Origin of the sequence: Mycobacterium sp. 1245499.0 (genome assembly GCF_001673615.1) — a bacterium.
Classification (GTDB): domain Bacteria; phylum Actinomycetota; class Actinomycetes; order Mycobacteriales; family Mycobacteriaceae; genus Mycobacterium; species Mycobacterium europaeum_A.
Window position 1 is genome coordinate 1 of record NZ_LZMG01000156.1, and the last position, 23,863, is coordinate 23,863.

Sequence of the window (23,863 nt, forward strand, 5' to 3'; positions counted from 1 at the left end):
GGAGTTGGAGGTGTGGTCGGCCTGCTGCGGCCAGGACATGGTGGTGCACTGCACCCCATGGTTCTTCAGCGCGTCGGCCAATGTGCTGGCCACCACGTCGGCGGTGGCGCTGGTGCCGATCAGCAGCCAGCTTCCGGCGTCGGTGTGGTCCAGCTCGGGCAATTCTCGTTGCCGCCATTCGATGGTCAACAGCCGCTCGGCCAGCAGCCGATCGTCATTGCCGCTCCCCGACGCGCTGGTGCCCACCCGCAGCCCCTGCACGGTGACCAGGACCGCCCCGTGCTCGTCGAGCAGGTCGATGTCGGCCTCGACCCCGGAGGTATCGGCTTTCGTCACCCGTGTGTAGCAGTAATGGACGTTGCGGGCAGCGCTGTAGGCGCGCAGGAGGCGAATACCCAATACCAATCCGAGCGCGCCTTCGCCCAGGGCCTGAACGTCCGGATGAGCCTCCACGGACTGAAAACACGCATCCAGCAGTGCGGGATGCACGCTGTAAGCCGCTTGCTGCGAGCGGATTTGGCGGGGTAGCGCCACCTCGGCCAGCACGGTGCCCGTCGCCCCACCGCCGGTGTGCACGGCGCCGAGACCGGCGAACGCGGGACCGTAGTGGACGCCCCGCTCGTCCATGCGCTTGCGCACTTCTGCGCCGTCGTCACAACCCGGATGCGCCGCAAGTAGTGCGGACATGTCGTGCGCAAGTGGCTGCTCGTCCTCCGCGACGTGGAGGACGGCGGAAGCATGCCGCGCCTTTTCGGCGCCCTGATGTGACTCCACGGTGAAGTCGACAACGCCAGGCGAGGACAACGACCCCGAGGCGCCGATCGTGGTCAGCTCCTCCAGCAGGAGCGCCTGCTCGAAGCGGATGTCACGAACCTCAGCCGCCTCGCCCAGCACGGTACGCGCCGCCGCCAGCGCCATCTCGCAGTAAGCGGCTCCCGGCAGCATGGGCACGTCCCGAAGCCGGTGGTCCGCGAGCCAGGGGTGGGCGGCGGTGCCGACCTCGGCCTGCCAGACGTGGCGTTCCGGTTCCTCGTCCAAGCGCACATGCGAGCCCAGCAGGGGGTGCACTGCGACGGTGCAACCACCATGTGTCGGGGATTCCTGGCCCCCGCCGCTCAACCACAGCCGCCGGTGCGTCCACGTCGGCAGCGGTGCATCGACCAGCCGCCCGCTCGGGTAGAGCACCGAGAAATCGACCGCCGCGCCCGCGGTGTGCAGGTCCGCCACAAATCCACGCAGGCCGTGCGGAAGCTTCTGTTCGCGGCGCATACCGGCCAGAGCGGCCATGGGCATCTCGCGGTTGCGGGCGGTCTGCTCGAGGGCGCGGACAAGTAGCGGGTGTGGCGACAGCTCGGCAAAGACCCGGTAGCCGTCCTCGAGAGCTGCCTGCACTGCCGTGGCGAACCGCACCATACGGCGCATGTTGTTCGCCCAATAGCGGGCATCGCACACCGGCTGCTCCCGCGGATCGAACAGGGTCGCCGAGTAGAAGGGCATTTGCGGTGTCATCGGGCTGATGTCGGCGAGCACGTCGATCAATTCGTCCATGATCGGATCGACCTGAGGCGAATGGAAGGCGACATCGGTGGGAACCTCGCGCGCCATCACGTCGCGCTGCTCCCAGGCCGCGACCAGGTCGTGAACCGTTTGCGCGGCGCCGGCGATCACCGTGGACTGCGGCGAGGCCACGACCGCCACCACGACATCGTTGATACCGCGTGCCGTCAGTTCCGAAAGCACCTGCTGCGCAGGCAATTCCACCGAAGCCGTGGCACCGGCACCGGCGACGCGAGTCATCAGCCGCGAGCGCCGGCAGATCACGCGCACCCCGTCTTCCAGCGATAACGCGCCCGCGGCGACAGCTGCCCCGGCCTCACCGAGAGAGTGCCCGATGACCGCCCCCGGGCGCACCCCGTAGGCCTTCATCGTGGCGGCCAGGGCGACCTGCATGGTGAACAGCGTCGGTTGGACCCGGTCTTGACCGGTCACGGTCTGCGGCGCCGAGATCGCGTTGGTCACCGAGAATCCGGACTCCCGGGCGATCAGCGGCTCGGCTTGCGCGACGGTGGCGGCGAACACCGGTTCGTTCGCCAACAGGTCGGCGCCCATCGCCGCCCATTGCGAACCCTGCCCGGAAAACACCCATACCGGTCCGCGGTCGTCCTGTCCGACCGCGGCCGGATACGGAGTGTCGCCGTCGGCAATCTCGCGCAGGGCCTCTGCGAGTTCGCTCCGGTTGCCGGCTATGGCGGCGGTGCGTACCGGGCGGTGCGCGCGCCGACGTGCCAGGGTATAGGCAAGGTCGGGCAGCGCCAGGTCGTCATGTGCTCGCACCCAATCGGCCAGCCGGCCGGCGGTGCGGCGCAGTTCGTCGGCCGAGGTGGACGACAGTGGAAACAGCAGAGACGCCGTCGTCGAAGCCTCGGGTGAGACACCCTCGGGCACAGCGGCTTCGAGAACCTGTTCAGGTGCTTGTTCCACGATGGCGTGCACGTTGGTTCCCGATAGCCCATACGACGAGACCGCCGCCCGCCGCGGGTGATGGCCGTTCGTGACCCACCGTGTATTTTCCTGCGGCACAAACAGCTTCGTATCTATTCGGGCAAGGTGATCGGGTAGCCGGGTGAAGTGCAGATTCCGGGGAACCACACCGTGTTGCAGGGCGAGGATGGCCTTTAGCAGCCCGAGCGCTCCGGAGGCCGCTTGGGTATGCCCGAAATTGGTCTTCACCGACGCCAACGCGCAGGGGCCGTCGACGCCATAGACGTTGGCCAAACTGGCGTATTCGATCGGGTCACCCACCGGGGTGCCGGGGCCGTGCGCCTCGACCATGCCGACCGTGCGGGCGTCCACACCCGCGGCGGCTAACGCCGCCTGATATACGGCTGTCTGGGCGGTCTCCGATGGTGTCGCGATGTTCACGGTGTGTCCGTCCTGGTTAGCAGCGGTCCCGCGCAGCACCGCCAGGATTCGGTCCCCGTCGCGTTGCGCGTCCGCCAACCGCTTGAGCAGCAGCATGACGCTGCCCTCCCCGCCCACGAACCCGTCCGCCGCGACGTCGAAGGCGTGGCAGCATCCGGTCGGCGACAGCATGCCCTCGGCCGACCCGGCGGAGAATTTCCGCGGATCCAACGCCAGCGTGGCCCCGCCGGCCAGCGCGAGGTCGGTTTCACGCTCGTGCAGGCTGCGGCAGGCCAGGTGTATCGCCGTCAGGCCGGAAGAACACGCCGTGTCCACCGTCAATGCGGGACCGTGGACCCCCAAGGCGTAGGCGATGCGCCCGGACGCCAGGCTGAAGCTGTTGCCGGAGAAGCCATATGCCCCCTCCACGGAGTGCGCGTCGGCGGCCAGCAATTGGTAGTCGCCATGCGTCAACCCCAGGAACACACCGGTCAGTGAGTCAGCGATGCGCTCCCTCGTGAGACCGGCGTGTTCCATGGCCTCCCACGAGGTCTCCAGCAGCAACCGGTGTTGCGGATCCATCGCGGTCGCTTCTCGCTCGTTGATCCCGAAGAACTCGGAATCGAAACCGGCGACGTCGTCGATGAAGGCGCCCCACCGCGATACCGACCGGCCCGGCACACCGGGTTCCGGGTCGTAGTACTCGTCGGCGTCCCAGCGGTCGGGCGGTATTTCGGTGACCAGGTCATCGCCGCGTAACAACGCTTCCCACAACTGATCCGGCGAGTCGATGCCGCCGGGAAGCCGACACGCCATGCCGATCACCGCAACAGGAGTGACAGGCGTGGTGGCCATCGGGGCGGAGTAATCGGTCGAAGGCGAGCGCTGCATGGCGTCGTCGATCAGTTGGGCAGTCATTTCGCCTCCTTGCGGCAGCGACCGAGTGGCTTGTCAGTCGCGGGGGTGCCGTCGGTTGTGTAGTAGAACGGGGTGATACTCACCGGTCCTCCATGATTTCGCTTTGGCATGAGCCGAATGGGTCGGTGCACTCGCTGCAACCGACCGTGCGCGCTAGGGCTGCGCCCGGAAAGGGCCTCGACGAAGTGCATGCCCCGAGCGTCGTGGCTTTCAATCCTGTTGTCAGGCTTATCAAGTCGGTAGCGTAGTCAGGACCCGCACATAGAGTGGTGAACGCAAGGCGACAGAGTGGTGGCTCCGGTACCGGCAATAAATAACGCTACCGAAAATGAGTCTTTTGGCACGGATTAGATTCCGCGACAGCACTTTTCGTCGACCTACGGGAGTTGGGTATTACGCGGCGGGCCGCCGGAGAGGACTGTACCGCGACCGTGCCGCTCGGCGTCCAGTAGACGTAGCCGACGACGACCAGCTAAAGCCCCCCGGCGTCGATGGCTTCCTTGACTTCCTGCGCGCGGGCTACCTGCGCGGCGGTGTACCCGATTAGCAGCGCCACCCCACCCAGTAGCACGACCACTCCGGCCAACCACAACAGGCCGTAGGTGTAGCCGCGGTCCAGCGCATGCAACTGGGCGGCGTTCATGAACTTCACCGGCCGGAGGGTGCCGCCGAGGTGCAGCGTGCGCGACGTGATGGCGACCTGGATGACGACCAGCACCAGCGGTCCACCCAAGGTCTGCAGCATCATCGAAATCGCCGAGGTGGGCCCGATCCGGTCCGAATCGACGGAGGCGATCACCGATAGCGTGAGCGAGACGAAGACCGCCCCGATACCGATAGCGCCAACGATGAGCGGCAACACAAGATTCGGGAAGTACGGCGTGCCCCGGTTGAAGGTCGAGCCGTACAGCGCCGCGCCCAGAATCAGGCCGCCGCTGGCGATTACCACCACCCGGGGCGGGAACCACGTCACCAGCTTGGACGCCACGGCCACCCCGATGGCCATCGCGATGCCGAACGGGACGAAGGCGATGCCGGCGCGCAGCGGGCTGTAGCCCATGATGGTCTGCACATACAGGCCGACCACCACAGTCAGGGTGAAAAATATCCCACCGGCAAGGAACATGGATGCGAATGTGGCCAGCCGGTTGCGGTCGAGGAACAGGCTGAACGGCACGAGGGGGTTCTCGGCCCTGCGCTCGACGACGAGGAACGCCACGAAAGCGGCCAGAGCCGTCACGCCCGAACCGAGCGTGACGGCCGACAGCCACCCCTTCTCCGGGCCGATCGAGAGGCCGAACACTGCGGCGGTACAGGTGAAGGTGGCCAGCACAGCCCCGGCGCTGTCGAGCTTCATCCGCTCCTTCTGGGTCTCCTGCAACGTGTTGACGGCGAGGTAAATCACGGCCAGACCGATCGGCACGTTTACCAAAAACGCCAGGCGCCAGGACATGTCGGTGAGTGCCCCGCCCACCACCAGGCCCAGCACCCCACCGAGACCAGACGTTGCGCCGAACACCGCCGTCGCAAAGTTACGTTCCGGTCCCGTCGGGAACGTGGTCGCTATTAGCGCCAGAATCGTCGGTGTGGTGATTGCGGCGGCCCCGCCGTGCAGCAGCCGTGCCGATATCAGCACGCCCCCGTCCCAGGCGACGCCGCACAGCATCGAGGCGAAAGTGAACAGCGCGACCCCGACGATGAAAGCACGTTTGCGGCCGATAGCGTCACCCAGGCGGCCGCCCAGCAGCATCAAACCGCCAAAGGTCAGCATGTAGGCGGTGATCACCCAACTCCGCGCGGCATCCGATAAGCCGAGCTCGTTCTGGATCCTGGGAAGCGCAAAGATCGCGACGGGGCCGTCCATCGACACCATCAGCTGTATGCCGCCGATCGCGACAACTACGGCGACGAACCGGCGGGACCGCAACAAAGCCGGAATGCGCCGCGTCGTATGGTGCAATGTGGTCGGTTCGACGGACATTAGGAACCGCTATTTCGCCGCGTCGCCATAGCGCCAAATGCGCGTTCGAAGAGCGAATCCCTGCGTCTGGGTATCACTCACCACAACGCGACCACACCGACCCTTCTCGAATTTTCGCATGGAGCCCAGCTCTTTCGTGAGTGTGATGGCGGTATTGTCCGGGTGCGTTCAAGGCGCTTTTGGTGCTTTTAATCTATGCACGCAGGCTCGGTTTCTATCAGGGCTTTGATGTGTTGTCCGTACTGGACGAGCGATTCGGCAGTCAACATATCCAGGTGCGCACACTCGACCGGGTAGCTGCTGATGTCGCCAGTAACGTAAGGTCGCCAACTTTGCGTAGGACACGAGCCCTGATCCCCCTTATCCTCCATGGCGGAGAATAGGGTTATGTCCCCATCGAAGACACCGGGTTCGTGGACTTGAGCCAATGCCTGGTTACGGTTGATGTTCTGAACGCCGAAATCGACCAGTTGTTTGTACCGAGCAAATTCGACAATTCCTCGTTCGCGAAGCAGTCCTTCCGCCCGCTCAAAAGTAAGCGGCTCATCCTGATCGGGCATCTCTATGTGACACAACCGCAAGACCTCTTCCAGCACGTCCTGCTCGGCCAGGTTTGGTAGATCGACGCTGCTGTCGGTGATGAGTAAAGCGTCGAGAAGGACAAGGTTTGCGATTACGCATCCGCGCCGCTGCAGCTCGATGGCAATTTCATGCGCGACAATGCCGCCAAACGACCAACCGAGAAGGTTGTAGGGCCCGGTTGGATCAACCCCTTGGATCCGGTCGGCGTAGGTTACCGCCATCTCGCGGATTGACTCGGGTTCAGCCTCGCCATTTTGCGGGGTTTGTTGAATGCCAATGATCGGGCAGTCCAAGTAATCGCCGAGAGCGTAATACGGCCAGACCAGCCCACCCGCGGGATGGATGCAGAACATCGGGCGACCCGCGCCCTCTTTGAGGAACTCAACGGGGACTAGTTCCACCTCGCCAGCATCTTGGTCCAGCTGCTGACTCAAACTCCGCACGGACGGCGCCTGGAATAGTGTGCGCACCGCTAGCTTGGCGTCGAGGCTGGTGTTGATCGCGGCGATCAGGCGCATCGCCGACAGCGAATCCCCGCCCAAATCGAAGAAGGAGTCGTCGACCCCGACCCGTTCGAGGCCGAGTATCTGGGCGTAAATGCCGGCCATGATCTCCTCGGTGGGAGTGGTCGGGGCGCAATAGCGATCGCCCCGTTGGTATTCCGGCGCCGGCAGGGCGCGGGTGTCGAGTTTGCCGTTGACCGTCAGCGGCAGTGCGTCGATCACCACGACCGCGGCGGGCACCATGTAGGCCGGGAGTCGCTGCATGAGCTTTGTGCGGCTTTCGGCCGGATCTGCAGTGCCGGTGATGTAGCCGATCAGGCGCTTGTCACCGGGGCGGTCCTCGCGCGCGATCACCGCCACCTGATCTACGCCGTCGAGTGCGGCCAGGGCGGCGCGAACTTCTCCGAGTTCGATGCGGTAACCACGGATTTTGACTTGCTCGTCGGCGCGGCCCAGGTACTGCAGTTGCCCATCGGGGCCCCACTTCACCAGGTCTCCGGTGCGATACATCCGTGTCCCCGGCGCCCCGAACGGGCAGGCAACAAACCGCGATGCGGTCAATCCCGCGCGGAACATATAGCCGACCCCGACTCCGACACCGGCCACATACAACTCCCCGACGACCCCGACCGGCACTGGACGCGCCCACTGATCCAGCACGAACAACGCGGCGCCTGGGAGCGGCGAGCCGATCGGCGGCGCGCCCGAACCGGCGACCAACGGCGCACTCCTGGATGCACACACCGTGGTTTCGGTCGGGCCGTATTCATTGACCATCACCCGCCCGGGCGCCCACCGATCCACCAGCTCGGCCGGGCACGCCTCACCGGCCACCAGCAGCGCCATCGACTCCAATCCCTCAGGGGACAGCATCGCCAGCGGAGACGGCGACTGACTCGATGTCTTGACCTGCTCAGCGACGAGCAAGGCATGCAAGTCTTCGGCCGAGCGTGTCACCGACTCGGGCACCACTACCAGCCGCCCGCCGTGGAACAACGCACGCCAGATCTCTTCCACCGAGGCGTCGAAGGCCAAGGAATGCCCCAGCGTCGACGGCCCCGCCGGCAGGTGGATATCCGGCGGCCCGAACATCTGGGTGACGTTGTGATGGGTGATGGCAACGCCTTTGGGCACACCGGTGGTGCCAGACGTGTAGATGAGGTAGGCGATGTCGTCGGGGGCCGGCGCCGACAGGTCGGTGCACGGGTAGCCGTTGATTCGGGCGTCCTTGATCTGGGCGTCCTTGACGTCGATGACCACCAGGTCACACGAGTACTTGTCGAACCGGTCGGCGAGCTCGGCGGTGGTGAGCGCGGCGATCGGCGCGACGTCGGCCAGGATGAATTCGATTCGCGCGTCGGGATGCGCGGGGTCGAGCGGCAGGTAGGCTGCCCCGGTTTTGAGCACCGCCAAGATCGCCACGATCGCCTCGGCGGAACGGGAAAGCAGCAGTGCCACAGTCTGTCCCGGGCACGCCCCATGGCCGGCCAGCAGATGCGCCAACCGGTCAGATGCCTCGTCGAGGCCCCGGTAGGTCATCGAGTGGCCGTCGCAGGTGATCGCCACCGCCTCGGGCGTGCGCGCCACCTGCGCAGCGAACAGCGTCGGAATCGACACCGCGGTGGACTGCGGCGCGGTCAACGCGGCCCGGTTGCCGATCCCGTCGAGGTGGGCGTGCTCACGCTCGTCGAGTAGATCGACCGCTGACAAGTGCTGGCTGGGGTCGGCACTCACGGCCGCCAAGACGCGGCCCAACCGCTCGATCAACGCCTCGATGCTGGCCGCGTCGAACACGTCGGTGCGATACTCCACCGACCCGGCGATCCCGGCGGGCTGGCCGCCCTCGCCGAAACGTTCGGCCAGCGTGAAGGTCAGATCCATGCGGGCGACCCGCGTGTCCGCCGATAGCGGTGTGACCTGCAAATCACCCAAAGCCAGCCCCCCGGCGGCCAGGTCATTGTCGGGCCCGGCGAAGTTTTGCCAAGCCAGCGCGACCTGCACCAGCGGATGATGGGCCAGGCTGCGGGTGGGGTTGAGCCGCTCGACGAGTAACTCGAAGGGCACATCCTGGTGCTCGTAGGCGGCCAGGCTGCGGGCACGCACCTGGTCGAGGGCTTCGGTGAAGCTGGGGTCACCCGACAAATCGACACGCAGCACCAAGGTGTTGACGAAGAATCCCACCAGCTCATCGAGTGCGGGATCGTCACGCCCGGCGATCGAGAACCCAACTGCCACATCACTGCTGGCGCTGAGCTTGCCCAGCAGCACCGCCAGGGCGGCCTGGATCACCATGAAGCTGGTCGCGTTGTGCTCGCGAGCCAGCGCGCGCACCCGTTGCTGCAGCTCGGCGGGCCAGTCCACGATCACACTGGCGCCGCGGTAATCGGCCACCGGCGGGTAGGGCCGATCGGTGGGCAACGCCAGCCGCTCGGGCAGCCCGGCCAGCTCCTGCTCCCAATAAGCCAGCTGCGCGGCGATCGGGCTGTCGGCATCGGCCACATCCCCGAGCTGGGCGCGCTGCCACAACGTGTAATCGACGTACTGCACCGCCAACGGCGCCCACCCCGGCGCCCGCCCGGCACACCGGGCGGCATAGGCCACCCCCAGATCAGCCACCAGCGGGGCCATCGACAAGCCGTCGCCGGCGATATGGTGCATCACGGCCACCAACACATGCTCATCCTCAGCGACACGGAAAAGCCTTGCCCGCAACGGGATCTCGGTCGCCAAATCAAACGAGTGCCGCACCGTGGGATCGATGGCATCCTGCAGCCGGTCCACCGGCCAGCCGGTGGCATCGACGACCTGCCAGCCGAAGTCGGCCCGGTCGGCCGGGATCACCACCTGCCGTGGTATCCCCTCGACCGCGGGGAACAAGGTGCGCAGGCTTTCCTGGCGAGCCACCACATCGGCCAGCGCCGCCCCCAACGCCTCGGCGTCCAGGTGCCCACTGAGCCGCAACGCCGCCGCCATGTTGTAGACCGGTGACGGCCCCAGCAACTGGTCGACGAACCACAACCGCTGCTGGGCAAACGACAACGGCACCACCGCGGGCCGCTCGAGGGCCACCAACGGCTCGCGCCGACCCCCGTCGCCACCCACACGCAACGCCAACTGGGCCACCGTGGGCGCCTCGAACACCGTGCGCACCGACAACTCGGCGCCCAAACCCATCTCTATCGCGGCGACGAGACGCATCGCCAACAACGAATCCCCGCCCGCATCGAAGAACGAGTCATCGACACCGACCTCGTCGGTCCCCAACACCTCGGCGAACACGCCGGCCAAGATCTCCTCAACCGGGCTGGCCGGAGCGCGATAACCGGCGTTCTGATACGCGGGCGCCGGCAGGGCGCGGGCATCGAGTTTGCCATTGGGCGTGAGCGGCAGCGCCGCCAACACCACCACCGCGGCCGGCACCATGTACTCCGGCAACCGCTCGCCCAGCGCGCTGCGTAGCTCGGCCGGGCTAGCTGTCCCGGTCACGTAGCCGACCAGGCGTTTGTCGCCCGGGCGGTCCTCGCGGGCTACCACTACCGCCTGCTGCACCCCGTCCAGCGCTGCCAGAGCGGCCTGAATCTCCCCCAGCTCGATGCGATACCCGCGGATCTTGACCTGTTCATCGGCACGTCCCAGATACCGCAGCTGCCCGTCAGCACCCCACCACACCAAGTCTCCGGTGCGATACATCCGCGTCCCCGGCGCCCCGAACGGGCACGCCACAAACCGCGACCCGGTCAACGAAGCCCGGCCCACATATCCGTTCGCCAGCCCCCCACCGGCCACGTACAACTCCCCGACGACTCCCGCGGGAACGGGCCGCAGCCAGCTATCCAGCACGAACAATGCCGCCCCTGACACCGGCGCGCCGATCGGCACCACACCCGAACCCGCCGCCAGCGGCGCGCTCATCGCCGCGTATATCGTGACCTCGGTCGGGCCATAGGCATTGACCATCACCCGCCCCGGCGCCCAGCGATCCACCACCTCGGCCGAGCAGGCCTCGCCACCCACCAGCAGCGCCACCGACTCCAATCCCTCAACCGGCAACGCCGCCACCGCCGACGGTGTCTGGGTCAACACGCTGACCTGCTCCGCCACCATCAAGGCATGAAACTCTTCCGGGGAACTCGTCACCGACTCGGGCACCACCACTAGGCGCCCGCCGTGCAGTAACGCGCCCCAGATCTCCCACACCGAGAAGTCAAAGACGTAGGGATGGCATTGCGTCCACACTCGTCCGGGCGGCAGGCCGGCGTTCAACGACTCCAGGTGCTGGGTGAGGTTGTGATGGGTGATCGCCACTCCCTTGGGCACGCCGGTGGTGCCCGAGGTGTAGATCAAATAGGCGATGGCATCCGGGGCCGGCCCCGGCACACCCGTGCACGGGTAGGTGTCCACGCGGGGATCGTTGACATCGATGACCAGCAGCTGACGCCCGTCGAGACGCACGCGCAGGTCCGCCGTGGTGATCGCCGCGGTCGGCTGAGCGTCGTCGAGCAGGAATCCGATCCGTTCCGCCGGCGCGCCCGGGTCAATCGGCAGATACGCCGCCCCGGCCTTGAGCACCGCCAGAATCGCCACGACCGCCTCCATCGACCGGGAAAACAGCAGTGCCACCGGCGCCCCCGAGCCCACTCCCTGGTCGACGAGCAAGTGCGCCAACCGGTTCGACGACTCATCAAGCTCGCGGTAGGTCATCGAGCGGCCTCCGCACGTCAGCGCGACCGCCTCCGGGGCGCGAGCCACCTGCGCGGCGAACAACACCGGAATCGACACCGGCGGCGGTGCGGGTCGGGTCAACGCCGCCCGGTTACCGATCCGATCCAAGCGGGCATGCTCACCCTCGCCAAGCAAATCCACCGACGACAGCCGCCGGGTGGGATCGGCGGTCATCGCCGCCAACACGCGCTCCAACCGCTCGATCAACGCCTCGATGCTGGCCGGGTCGAACACGTCGGTGCGATATTCCACCGTCCCGGAAATCCCGGCGGGCTCACCGGCCTCGGTCCAGGATTCCTTGAGGAAGAAGACCACATCCATCTTCGCGGTTTGGGTGTCGCCGACCAGCGGCGTGACCTGAAGATCGCCCAAACTCAGCCCCGTCGCGGGGACTTCGATTTGCCCGGGGAAGTTGTTCCAGGCGAACACCACCTGAACCAGCGGGTGATGGGCCAGCGACCGCGCGGGGTTGAGCCGCTCGACGAGCACCTCGAAGGGCACGTCTTGGTGCTCGTAGGCGGCCAGGCTGCGTGCTCGCACCTGAGCCAGCAGCTCGGCCACGGTGGGATCGCCGGCTAGATCGACGCGCAGCACCAAGGTGTTGACGAAAAAGCCCACCAGCTCATCCAGTGCCGGGTCGCGGCGCCCGGCAATCGGGAAGCCCACTGCCACATCGCTGCTGGCGCTGAGCTTGGACAGCACCACCGCCAGGGCGGCCTGCGTCACCATGAAACCGGTCGCGTTGTGCTCGCGGCCAACACGGGCAACCTGCTGCTGCAATAGCGCCGGCCACTGCACCGCCACCCTGGCGCCGCGCTGATCGGCCACCGGCGGGTAGGGCCGATCGGTGGGCAGCTGCAGCCGCTCGGGCATCCCGGCCAATGCCTGCTCCCAGTAGGCCACCTGCGCGGCGATGCGGCTTTCAGTGTCATCGAGATCGCCGAACTGCGCGCGCTGCCACAGCGTGTAATCGACATACTGCACCGGCAATGGCGTCCAGCCGGGGGGTTGCCCCTCGCACCGGCTGGCATAGGCCACCCCCAGGTCACGCACCAGCCGGGTCGTCGACCAACCATCAGCGGCGATTTCGTGCACCACCGCCACTATCACGTGTTCGTCCTCGGCGACGCGGAAAAGCCTTGCCCGCAACGGGATCTCGGCAGCCAGGTCAAATCCGTAACTCACGGTAGCGCGGATAGCCTCCTGCAGCCGGCCTGCCGGCCAGCCGGTGGCATCGATGACGTCCCAACCGAAATCGGCCTGCTCGGCGGGCACTACCAGCTGCCGCGGTACCCCCTCGACCGCCGGGAACAGCGTGCGCAGGCTCTCGTGGCGGCCCACCACATCCACCAGTGCCGCACCCAGCGCGTCCACATCAAGCGGCCCGGCCAACCGCAACGGCAGCACCACGTTGTAAAGCGGTGAGGGCCCCTGCAACTGGTCGATGAACCATAACCGGCTCTGGGCAAACGACAACGGAACCACCGCCGGCCGCTCAACCGGCTTCAGCGGCTCCAGGCCCCCGCCCTTACCGACACGGGACGCCAACTGGGCGACCGTGGGCGCCTCGAACACCGCACGCACCGAAATATCGGCATCCAGACGGGTGTTGACCGCGGCGATCAAACGCATCGCCGACAGGGAATCCCCGCCCAGGTCGAAGAACGAGTCGTCTATCCCGATCTTGTCGATCCCGAGCACCTCGGCATAGATGCCGGCGAGGATTCTTTCCGTCTGGGTCTGCGGCGCCCGGAAGGCTGTGGTGGCAAACACCGGCGCCGGCAAGGCTTTACGGTCGATCTTGCCCGAGGTCGTCATCGGGAACTCGTCGAGCACCACGATATGGGTCGGCACCATATATTCGGGCAACCACGCGCTCAATTGCTGACGCACCGCGGTGATCTTGGTGTTGGTCTGCGGGTCATTGGCGTAACCGGTGACCCGGTGGGGCCCGTCAGCCGGCAGATACAGATCGGCCAGCGCCGACGTCCGCTCAGCGTCCGCTGCAGCGATGAACACCGCATCCACGGTGCCCGGTTGGGCACCCCAGGTGACGGCGACGTGATATCCGGCGCTCTCCCCGAGGCGGTGCAGTTGTTCGGGGACAACTGCATCGGCGCCGTCGGCGAGGGCCACTGCGTCCGCCAGGGACAGCCCGCCCAGCAGGGCTTGCTCGATGCGGACGTCGCTGATCAGTCCGGCGCGGGGGATCTCGGTGATGCGAACGGTGCTGGGACGCTGAGCCACCAACCGGTCGTGCAGTCCGCTCAACCCCGCGCACTGGGTCCACGCCCAGCTGTCCGCGCCGGCCAGGGAGCGCACCGGCGCGGGGGATTTACGGACGACGAGGTCGTAACGATAGCGGTTGAGTTCGTTGTCGGCCATCCCGCGCTTGACTTCGATATCCAGCCCGGCGGCCGACGGATGGCCGGCAGCCCAGGTGGTGAAAAACTCTGGGGCCAACAACAATTCGGCTTCGCTGAGCACGGCGCGCTGAACTCGTTGGCGAATCTCGTCGGCGTCGGCGTCGGCGATGTCGGTGGCGCTGCGGGCGAGCGCGATCCCGGTTTGGAACGCGCCCTGCAGACTGTGGTTGCGCACATCGCCGATAAACAGTGCCCCGCCCGGTGCCAGCAATCGCATCGCGACCGCCAGCACGTCGGTCAGATACCGCGCGCTCGGGAAGTACTGGACCACCGAATTGAGCACCACGAGATCGAAGTGGCCTTCCGGCAACCCGGCGGCGACATCGGCGGGCTGCACCTGCAACCGCACCCGATCGCCCCACGACCGTCCGGCCACGGCGGCCTGCAGCCGCTGGATCGTCGGCGCGGAGAAGTCCGTCGCCCAATACTCGGAACACACCGGGGCCACCTGGGAAAGCAATAGCCCCGAGCCCACGCCGATCTCCAGTACCCGCGCGGGATGCAGTTGAAGGATCCGATCCACGGTGGCCGAACGCCACTCCTCCATCTCTTCGAGCGGAATCGGATCGTCGGTGTAGCTGCTGTTCCAGCCGCGGAAGTCCATGCCGAACTCCGGCGCCTCCACGTCAGCGCCATACGCCTCGTCATATAGCTGTTGCCACGCGTCGACGGTTTCGGCGTCATGCTCGGCGGTGGTGGTCTGCTCGAGGGTCACATAGGCGACCAGATGCGAGCCGGTTTTGCTCTCATGCACGGTCGCGGCCGCGCGGGTGACCTGGGGGCAGCCCAGCAAGGTGTTTTCGATTTCGCCCAGTTCGATGCGGTGTCCACGCAGCTTGATCTGTGCGTCGGCACGGCCGAGATATTCCAGGGTTCCGTCGGGTGCCCAGCGCACCAGGTCGCCGGTGCGATACAGCCGCGCGCCCGCAGGCCCGTAGGGATCCGCCACGAATCGTTCCGCGGTCAATTCCGCCCGGCCCAGGTAGCCGCACGCCACCGCCGGTCCGCCCAGATACAGGTCACCGACCACCCCGATCGGCGCGGGGTTCAGCCGCGCGTCGAGCACCAGTGCGCGCATCCCCGGGAGCGGGGTGCCGATGCGGACCGGCTGCCCCGCCAGCAGCGGCGCAGTGGTGGCCCAGATCGTGGCCTCGGTGGGACCGTAGCCGTTGAACATGCACCGCCCCGGCGCCCACGCGGTCACCAACTCGTCCGGGCAGGCCTCACCGCCGACGATCAGCGTCAACAACCCATCCAGCCGGGTTCGATCCAGCGTCGAGAGCAACGTCGGGGTCATCACCGCCGCGTTGACCCGATGCTCCTCCAGCAAGGCGGTCAACGCCTCGCCGGCAAAGACCTCCGGCGGCGCAACCACCAACGCGCCCCGCGCTCCCACCGCGACCAATAGCTCGCCGAGCGCGGCGTCAAACGTCGGGGAGAGCACCGCCAGCATGCGGGTGTCCTCGCCCATGCCGAATACCTCGCGGTGCGCCGCGGCTACCCCGGGCAGACCGCCGTGGCTGACCGCCACACCCTTGGGGCTGCCGGTGGACCCCGACGTGAAGATCACATAGGCGGTGTTATCCGGCCCCAGCGACGCCAGCCGGTCGGCGTCGGTGATCGCCTCTGCGCACCGCCCAGAAAGGTCCAGGCCGTCCATGCGCAGCACCGCGCGCGTCCCGGCCCCGGCCACCACGTCGGCATCGCGGGTCAGGACGCACACCGCGTCCACCGAGTCCAGCACCGTGGCTATCCGCTCGACGGGGTGAGTGGGATCGACCGGCACATACACGCCGCCGGCTTTCTGCACCGCCCACCACGCCACCACCAGCTCCGTGGACCGGCCGATCGCCACGCCGACGGCGCGTTCCGGACCCACCCCTGCCTCGATCAGCACCCGCGCCAGCCGCGTCGACCACTGGTCGAGTTCGCGATAGGACAAGGTCCGGGCATGATCGACGACCGCCACCGCATCCGGGTCGGCGGCCACCGCTGCTGCCAACAACTCCGGCGCCACTCCCGTCGGCGCCTCGACGCCGGCGCCAGACCACCGCAAGAGCACCAAATCCCGCTCGTCGGGATCCAGCAACGCCAGGTCGCCCACCACCACGGACGCGTCCCCTACGATCGCTTCGATCACCCGCTCAAACCAGGTGACGAAGCGCTCGATGGTGACCCGGTCGTACAGATCGGTGGCATAGGTCACGACGCCGGCGGCCATCGGTGCGGTCGGGTCCTCGGAGGGCACCTCTCGCAGATCGACGTCCAGGTCGAACTTGGCGGTGCGGCTGTCCACCGCGAGTGGCTCGACGCTGAGCCCGTCGAGAGCCACGTCGGGCCGCACATTGTTCTGGAAGGCCAAGGCCACTTGGAACACCGGATGATGCGCCGTGGAGCGCACCGGGTTGAGCTGCTCGACCAGCCGCTCGAAGGGCAGATCCTGGTTGCTGTAGGCGTCCAGCGCTTTCTGACGCACGCCCTCAAGCACCTCGCTGAACCGGTTCGCGGGCGTCACCCCCACCCGCAACACCCACGTGTTGACGAAGAACCCGACCAGCTCATCGAGCGCCGCATCCATCCGGCCGGCGATCGGGGTGCCGATCGCGATGTCCTCGCCGGCCCCGGCCCGGTGCAACACCACCGCCATGGCCGCCTGCAACACCATCGAGGCGGTCGCATTATGCGCAGCCGCCAGCGCCTTGATTCCGGCCCACAGCCGTGGATCGAGGTGCACGTCCACCGCATCGCCGCGGTAGCTCGGCACCGGCGGGCGCGCCCGGTCCGCCGGCAGCGACACCACCTCAGGCAGATCGGCCAACTCGTTTCGCCAGTACGCCAACTGCCCGGCGATCACACTGTCGGGATCGGACTCGACGCCCAACCATTCCCGTTGCCAGAGGGTGAAATCGGCGTACTGCACCGGCAACGGCGCCAACTGCAGGGTCTGGCCCTGCCGCCGCGCCCGATATGCCTCGCCGATATCTCTGGCCATCGGCGCCAGGGACCACCCGTCACAAGCGATGTGGTGCACCACAATTCCCACGACATGCTGCTCGGGGCTCACCTCATAGATCTGCGCCCGAAGCGGGATTTCGGTTGCCAAGTCAAACCGATGGCCCGCCAGCCCCACCAGTTCGCCGACCAGATCCTGCTCCGCCAACGACACGACTGCGGGGCCCCCGCGACGCCACATCCCCGCCTCGGCCGGCAGTACCTTCTGGAACGGCACACCGTCGATATCCGGAAATATGGTGCGCAGCGTCTCGTGGCGGGCGATCACGTCATCGATTGCCGCCGTCAGCGCCTCGACGTCCAGCGCCCCGCTGATCCGAAACGCGGTCGGCATGTTGTAGGTCGCCACCCCGCCCTCGAATCGGTCGAGGAACCACAGCCGGCTCTGCGCATACGACAACGGCACCACCGTGGGCCGCTCGCCGGCCACCAGCGGCTTACGCCCATTCCCGGCCCCGCCGATACGGGGCGCCAACTGGGCGATCGTGGGGGACTCGAACACGGTGCGTACCGCAAGGCCGGCGTCCAGGGATTTGTTGATGGCGGCGATGACCCGCATGGCAGACAGCGAATCCCCGCCCAGGTCGAAGAAGGAGTCATCGACCCCGACCCGGTCGAGCCCGAGCACTTGAGCGTAGATGCCGGCCAGGATCTCCTCGGTGGGCGTAGCCGGGGCGCGGTACCGATCACCCTCGCCGTATTCGGGCGCCGGCAGGGCCCGGGTATCCAGCTTGCCGTTGACCGTGAGCGGCAGCGCATCGATCACCACCACCGCCGCCGGCACCATGTAGGCCGGAAGCCGCTGACCCAGCCATGCCCGAACCTCGGCCGGGTCAGCGGTTCCGGTGACATAACCCACCAGCCGCTTGTCGCCGGGGCGGTCCTCGCGGGCGATGACCGCCGCCTGCTCCACCCCGTCGAAAGCGGCCAGCGTCGCTTGGATTTCGCCGAGCTCGATGCGGTATCCCCGGATCTTGACCTGCTCGTCGGCGCGCCCCAGATACCGCAGCTGCCCATCGGGACCCCAACTCACCAGATCCCCGGTCCGATACATCCGCGCCCCGGACGCGGCGAACGGGCACGCCACAAACCGCGACGCCGTCAGCCCCGCGCGGCCCAGGTATCCGTACGCCAGTCCGCCGCCGGCCACGTACAACTCCCCTGTCACCCCGACGGGCACCGGGTGCAAGTCGGTGTCCAGCACGAAAAAGCCGAGATGGTTCAGGGGCAACCCGATCGGGCTGACACTGCGGTCGACGTCGGCGACCGTGATCTCCCGGAACGAGGCGTGCACCGTTGTCTCGGTGATGCCGTACATGTTGATGAGCCGCGGTGATCGCGGGTGGCGGTCCAACCACGTCCCGAGGCGCTGGGGTTCTAGCGCCTCGCCACCGAACACCACCATCTGCAGGTTCAGCCGTTCCTCGGACTCGGCTGCCCGCGCGTCGGCGGTTTGCAGCGCATAAAACGCAGACGGCGTCTGACTCAATACGCTGACCTGTTCGGCAATCAGCAAGGCGTGCAGCTCTTCAGGCGAGCGGGTCACCGACTCCGGCACCACCACGAGCCGTCCGCCGTGCAACAGCGCACCGAAGATTTCCCACACCGAGTAGTCGAAGGCCAGCGAGTGGCACTGCGTCCACACCTGCCCCACCAGCTCTTGGTCCGCATTCAAAGAGTCCAGTAGCCGGATCACATTCTGGTGAGCGACGGCCACCCCCTTGGGAACCCCGGTGGTGCCCGAGGTGTAGATCAGGTAAGCGATCGCTTCGGGGCCCGGCGCCGCCAAGCCCGTGCACGGGCAGCCGAGGATGCGCGGGTCCGCGACGTCGATGACCGGCAGGCCACAACCGTCGAACCGCTCGGCCAGTCCTGCGGTGGTGATCGCGGCGATCGGTGCGGCATCAGCAACCATGAACTCCATGCGCGCGGTGGGATGCGCCGGGTCGATCGCCAGATAGGCCGCCCCGGTCTTGAGCACCGCCATTACCGCCAGGACCGCCTCGGCCGATCGTGGCAACAGCAGCGCCACACACTGTCCCGGGCCGGCGCCCAGGGCGGCCAGCAGGTGCGCCAACCGGTTGGACGCCTCGTCGAGCTCGCGGTAGGTCATCGACTGGCCTGCAAAGGTGATCGCCGCCGCCTCTGGCGTGCGCGCCACCTGAGCGGCGAACACTGCCGGGATCGACGCCACGCTTGGCACCGGCCGGGCCAGCGCCTCCCGGTTACCGATCTTGTCCAGTTGGGTGTGCTCGTCGGCATCCATCAGGTCCACCGACGACAACCGTCGGCTGGGGTCGGCGGTCATGGCCGTCAATGCTCGCCGCAACCGCTCGATCAGCGCCTCGATGCTGGCCGCGTCGAAGACATCAGTGCGAAACTCCACATCCCCGGCGATTCCGGCGGGCTCACCGGTCTGGGTGAAACGTTCCGCGAGGGTGAACGTCAGATCCATGCGCGCCGATTGGGTGTCCACTGGCAAACGCGTGACCTTCAGGTCGCCCAGGTCCAGCCCGGCGGCGGGGTCGCTGGTGTGCCCCGGGAAGTTCTGCCAGGCCAACACGACCTGTATCAGCGGGTGGTGGGCCAGGCTTCGGGTCGGGTTCAGTCGATCAACGAGCACCTCGAAGGGCACGTCTTGGTGTTCGTAGGCGGCGACGCTGCGCGACCGCACCTGGGCCAGCAACTCGGCCACGGTGGGGTCCCCGGCCAAATCGGCCCGCAGCACCAGGGTGTTGATGAAGAACCCCACCAGCTCATCGAGCGCTGGGTCGCTCCGCCCGGCGGTCGCGAATCCGACTGCCACGTCGCTGCTGGCGCTGAGCTTGCCCAGCAGTACGGCCAGGGCGGCCTGGATCACCATGAAGCTGGTCGCATTGTGCTCGCGTGCCACCGCGCGCACCCGCTCTTGGAGCTCGGCGGGCCAGTCCACGATTACGCTGGCGCCGCGGTAATCGGCCACCGGCGGGTAGGGCCTATCGGTGGGCAACGCCAGGCGCTCGGGCAGCCCAGCCAGCTCCTGTTCCCAGTAGGCCAACTGCGCAGCGATCGGACTCTCGCGATCGGCGACATCGCCCAACTGCGCACGCTGCCACAGCGTGTAATCGACGTACTGCACCGGCAACGGCGCCCACCCCGGGGCTTGACCCGCACACCGGCTGGCGTAAGCCAGTCCCATATCACGCACCAGTGCGGTGATCGACCAGCCGTCGGCGGCGATGTGGTGCACCACGGCCACCAGCACGTGTTCGTCGTCGGCGACGCGGAAAAGCTTTGCCCGCAAGGGGATCTCGGTGGCCAGATCGAACGTGTGGCACGCCGCGGCGTTTACGGCCTCACTGAGGCGGCCTGACGACCAGCCGGTGGCATCAATGATCTGCCAACCGAAATCGACTTCTTCTGATGGGATAACCACTTGCTGCGGTGTTCCGGTGGGCGCCGTAAACAGCGTGCGGAGGGTCTCATGGCGGGCCACCACATCGGCCAGCGCCGCACCCAACGCCTCGGCATCCAGCCGTCCACACAGCCGCAATGCGGCCGGTATGTTGTAGATCGGTGACGGTCCCTGCAATTGGTCGATAAACCACAACCGCTGCTGGGCGAACGACAGCGGAACCGCCGCAGGCCGCTCCACCGCCACCAACGGCTCAAGCCGACTTGCGCCCGCGCAGACGCGGAGCGCCAACTGGGCCACCGTGGGCGACTCGAACACCGTGCGCACCGAAAGCTCGGCGTGCAGACTGGTCTCGATCACCGCGATCAGGCGCGTCGCCAGCAGTGAATCCCCGCCCAGGTCGAAAAACGACTGGTCCACCCCGACACGCTCGACGCCGAGCACGTCCGCGTAGATACCGGCCAGGATCTCCTCGACCGCACTGGCCGGTGCGCGATATCCGGCGTTCTGGTATTCGGGTGCGGGCAAAGCGCGGGTATCGAGTTTGCCGTTGACAGTGAGCGGCAGCGCGTCCAGCACGACCACCGCGGCGGGCACCATGTACTCGGGCAATCGCTCGGCCAGCGCGGTACGCAGCGCGCCCGGATCTACTGTCCCGCTACCCGATTCGGTGACATAGCCGATGAGGCGTTTGTCGCCGGGGCGGTCTTCGCGGGCGATCACGACCGCTTGCTCGACGCCGTCGAGGGCGGTCAGTGCGCTCTGGATCTCGCCCAGTTCGATGCGGTAGCCGCGGATCTTGACCTGCTCATCAGCACGCCCCAGATACTCCAGCTGCCCATCGGCACGCCAGCGCACCAGATCGCCGGTCCGATACATCCGCTGCCCCCACGCAGCGGTGAACGGGCAGGCCACAAACCGCGAGGCGGTCAACGAGGCCCGACCCACATACCCGACCCCGACCCCGGTGCCGGCCACATACAACTCCCCCACCACCCCGGCGGGCACCGGGCGCAACCAACTGTCGAGGACAAACAGTGCGGCTCCGCTGACCGGCGAGCCGATCGGCACCACACCCGCGCCCGCGGACAGCGGGGCGCTGATCGCCACACACATCGTGGTCTCGGTCGGGCCATAGGCATTGACCATCACCCGATCAGGCGCCCACCGATCCACCACCTCGACGGGGCACGCCTCACCGACCACGGCCACGGCCACCGACTCCAATTCCTCGACCGGCAACGTCGCGAGCGCGGACGGCGTCTGGGTCAACATGCTGACCCGCTCGGCCACCAAAACCCGATGTAACTCGTGCGGGGAACTGGTCACCGGCTCAGAGACCACCACCAGGCGCCCACCTCGCAACAGGGCACCAAAGATCTCCCACACCGACACGTCGAAAGCCAACGAGTGACACAACGCCCACGTACCCGTCCCCGGCAGGCCGGCGCCCAACGACCCCAACAGCTCGGTCACATTGCAATGGGTGATCGCCACCCCCTTGGGCACCCCGGTGGTGCCCGAGGTGTAGATCAAGTACGCGATATCGTCGGGCTCGGGGCCCGTCAAGCCTGTACCGGGCTGGGCATCCACAGCGGGATCGTTGACATCGATGACGACCACGTCATGGTTGTCGAGCCGCTCGGCCAGCCCACCGGACGTCACCGCGGCGATCGGTGCGGCATCGGCCAGCACGAATCCGATCCGCTCATCGGGCACTGCCGGGTCGATCGGCAGATAGGCCGCCCCCGTCTTGAGCACCGCCAAGATCGCGGCCACCGCCTCGGCCGAACGCGAAAATAGCAGTGCCACAACCTGTCCAGGGCCCGCACCTCGGCCAGCCAACATGTGCGCCAGCCGATTCGAAGCCTCATCGAGCTCGCGGTAAGTGACCGACTTGCCCTCACCCACCACCGCCACCGCATCCGGAATCCTGGTCACATGAGTCGCGAACAGCGCCGGGATCGACACCGGCATACTCGCCGACTCGCTCAACACGGCCCGATTGCCGATTTCCCCCAGCCGGGCATGCTCACCCGCGCCGAGCACATCCACCGATGACAGCGGCCGTGCCGGGTCGGCGGTCATCGCCACCAACACCCGCTCCAACCGATCGATCAAATCGCGGACGTCACAATCAGAAAGCCATTGTCCAGCGCCCCCGAACCCACCCGTCGTGGCGCCGGGCTGCATGCCGAGAAAAAGCCGATCGTGGTCGCTGAAAAAATCCAGCCCAAGCTGATCGACGAGATTGGTGTGGGTCAGTGTTCCCGAAACCGTGGCACCAGCAATGTTCGCCAGGTTTGTAGTCGGAATGAAGTTAAGGATTATGCGATTTGACCGCTGCGCAGAGCCGCGGAGACGCCTGTTCTCGATGAGGTGCACCGGGAATCGCTGATGGTGCAGCGCTTCTCGCAGTCGCGTGTCGACATGTTCACAAAAACTGGCAACCGAGGACCCCGGCGAAGCTTTTAACACCAGTGGGACGAACCCGGTAATCATGCCGGGCACCGCCTGCGTCTCCGGACGCACCCGCCTGCTTACCGGGAATTCGAACACCACCTCGGAACTCTCGACGTCGCAACCACCCACCAGCAGCGCGCACGCCGCGGCGATCACCGAAGAGCGGCGCACGCCCAACGCCTGCGCCAATTCCTGGATCCCGGCGACTACGGCCGGGTCTAATTCAACGGGTGGAGACGATTCAGATGGCTCGCGCGCGCCCGTTGCGGGCGCCGACCGATAACGCGGTTCGCTTTCCGCCGGCAGGTTCTTGGCCCAATAGGCCTGATCATCGAGGTAATCGGTGGACGCTTCGTATTCCACCTCGCAAGCAATCAGATCACTCAGCGATCCAAAGAAGACGGGGGGAATCGGTGCCCCCGAAGCCAGGGCGTTGTAGACCTCTCCGATCCGATGACAAATAAGGGCAAGGCCGATTCCATCCGCCACTATGTGGTGGCAGCAGACGAAAAGATAAAACTCATCCGGCCGCGTTTGCAATAACGCAAATTTGAACAGCGGGCCATCAAGCGGCATCACCGTGCTCTGAATCGAGGCTGCCAGCCGATAGGCTTCCTGGACCGGGTCCTGCGAGCCCATGTGCTCATAGCAGGCGAGCTCGACATCCGGGTAATCGACCGCCTGTTGGAAGACCTGGCCATCCACCTGGAAGAAGGCAGCTCTGATCGGTTCGGCCTCGCGCACCACTTGCCGGATCGTGTGCTCAAGCAGCCACGGGTCGACCGTGCCCTCAATTCGCAGAAGATAGCCCAGCTGCCACCTCGCACCTTGGTGGTCCGTTTGCTGCGCAAGCCAAATGTCTAGCTGTCCGCGCGTCAGCGGGAATGGGCCACCGTCAGGTTCCGTCAGTTGTTCGCGCCCAACCTGCAGCGCCCGGTCATCAATCGTCATCGGATTTCCT

At 66.7% G+C, this 23,863-nt stretch carries 3 protein-coding genes; all 3 read right to left on the reverse strand.

All coding sequences use genetic code 11. The features are described 5' to 3' along the window. Positions 1-3,819 (reverse strand): type I polyketide synthase (locus A5646_RS08140; RefSeq protein WP_156765553.1); only part of this gene is annotated, 3,819 nt, incomplete at its 3' end. A gap of 472 nt (positions 3,820-4,291) precedes the next feature. Continuing rightward, positions 4,292-5,800: an MFS transporter gene (locus A5646_RS08145; RefSeq protein ID WP_067021139.1), complete on the reverse strand. Its 1,509-nt coding sequence runs from the start codon at positions 5,798-5,800 to the stop codon at positions 4,292-4,294. Positions 5,801-5,988: 188 nt separating this feature from the next. Then, positions 5,989-23,853, reverse strand: coding sequence for a non-ribosomal peptide synthetase (locus A5646_RS08150; protein WP_082984674.1), 17,865 nt, complete (start codon positions 23,851-23,853; stop codon positions 5,989-5,991). Positions 23,854-23,863: the final 10 nt, after the last annotated feature.

Excerpts from the sequence above, each read along its gene's own strand:
- A5646_RS08150 (WP_082984674.1), bottom strand. The coding sequence starts at position 23,853 with ATGACGATTGATGACCGGGCGCTGCAGGTTGGGCGCGAACAACTGACG.
- A5646_RS08145 (WP_067021139.1), bottom strand. The coding sequence starts at position 5,800 with ATGTCCGTCGAACCGACCACATTGCACCATACGACGCGGCGCATTCCG.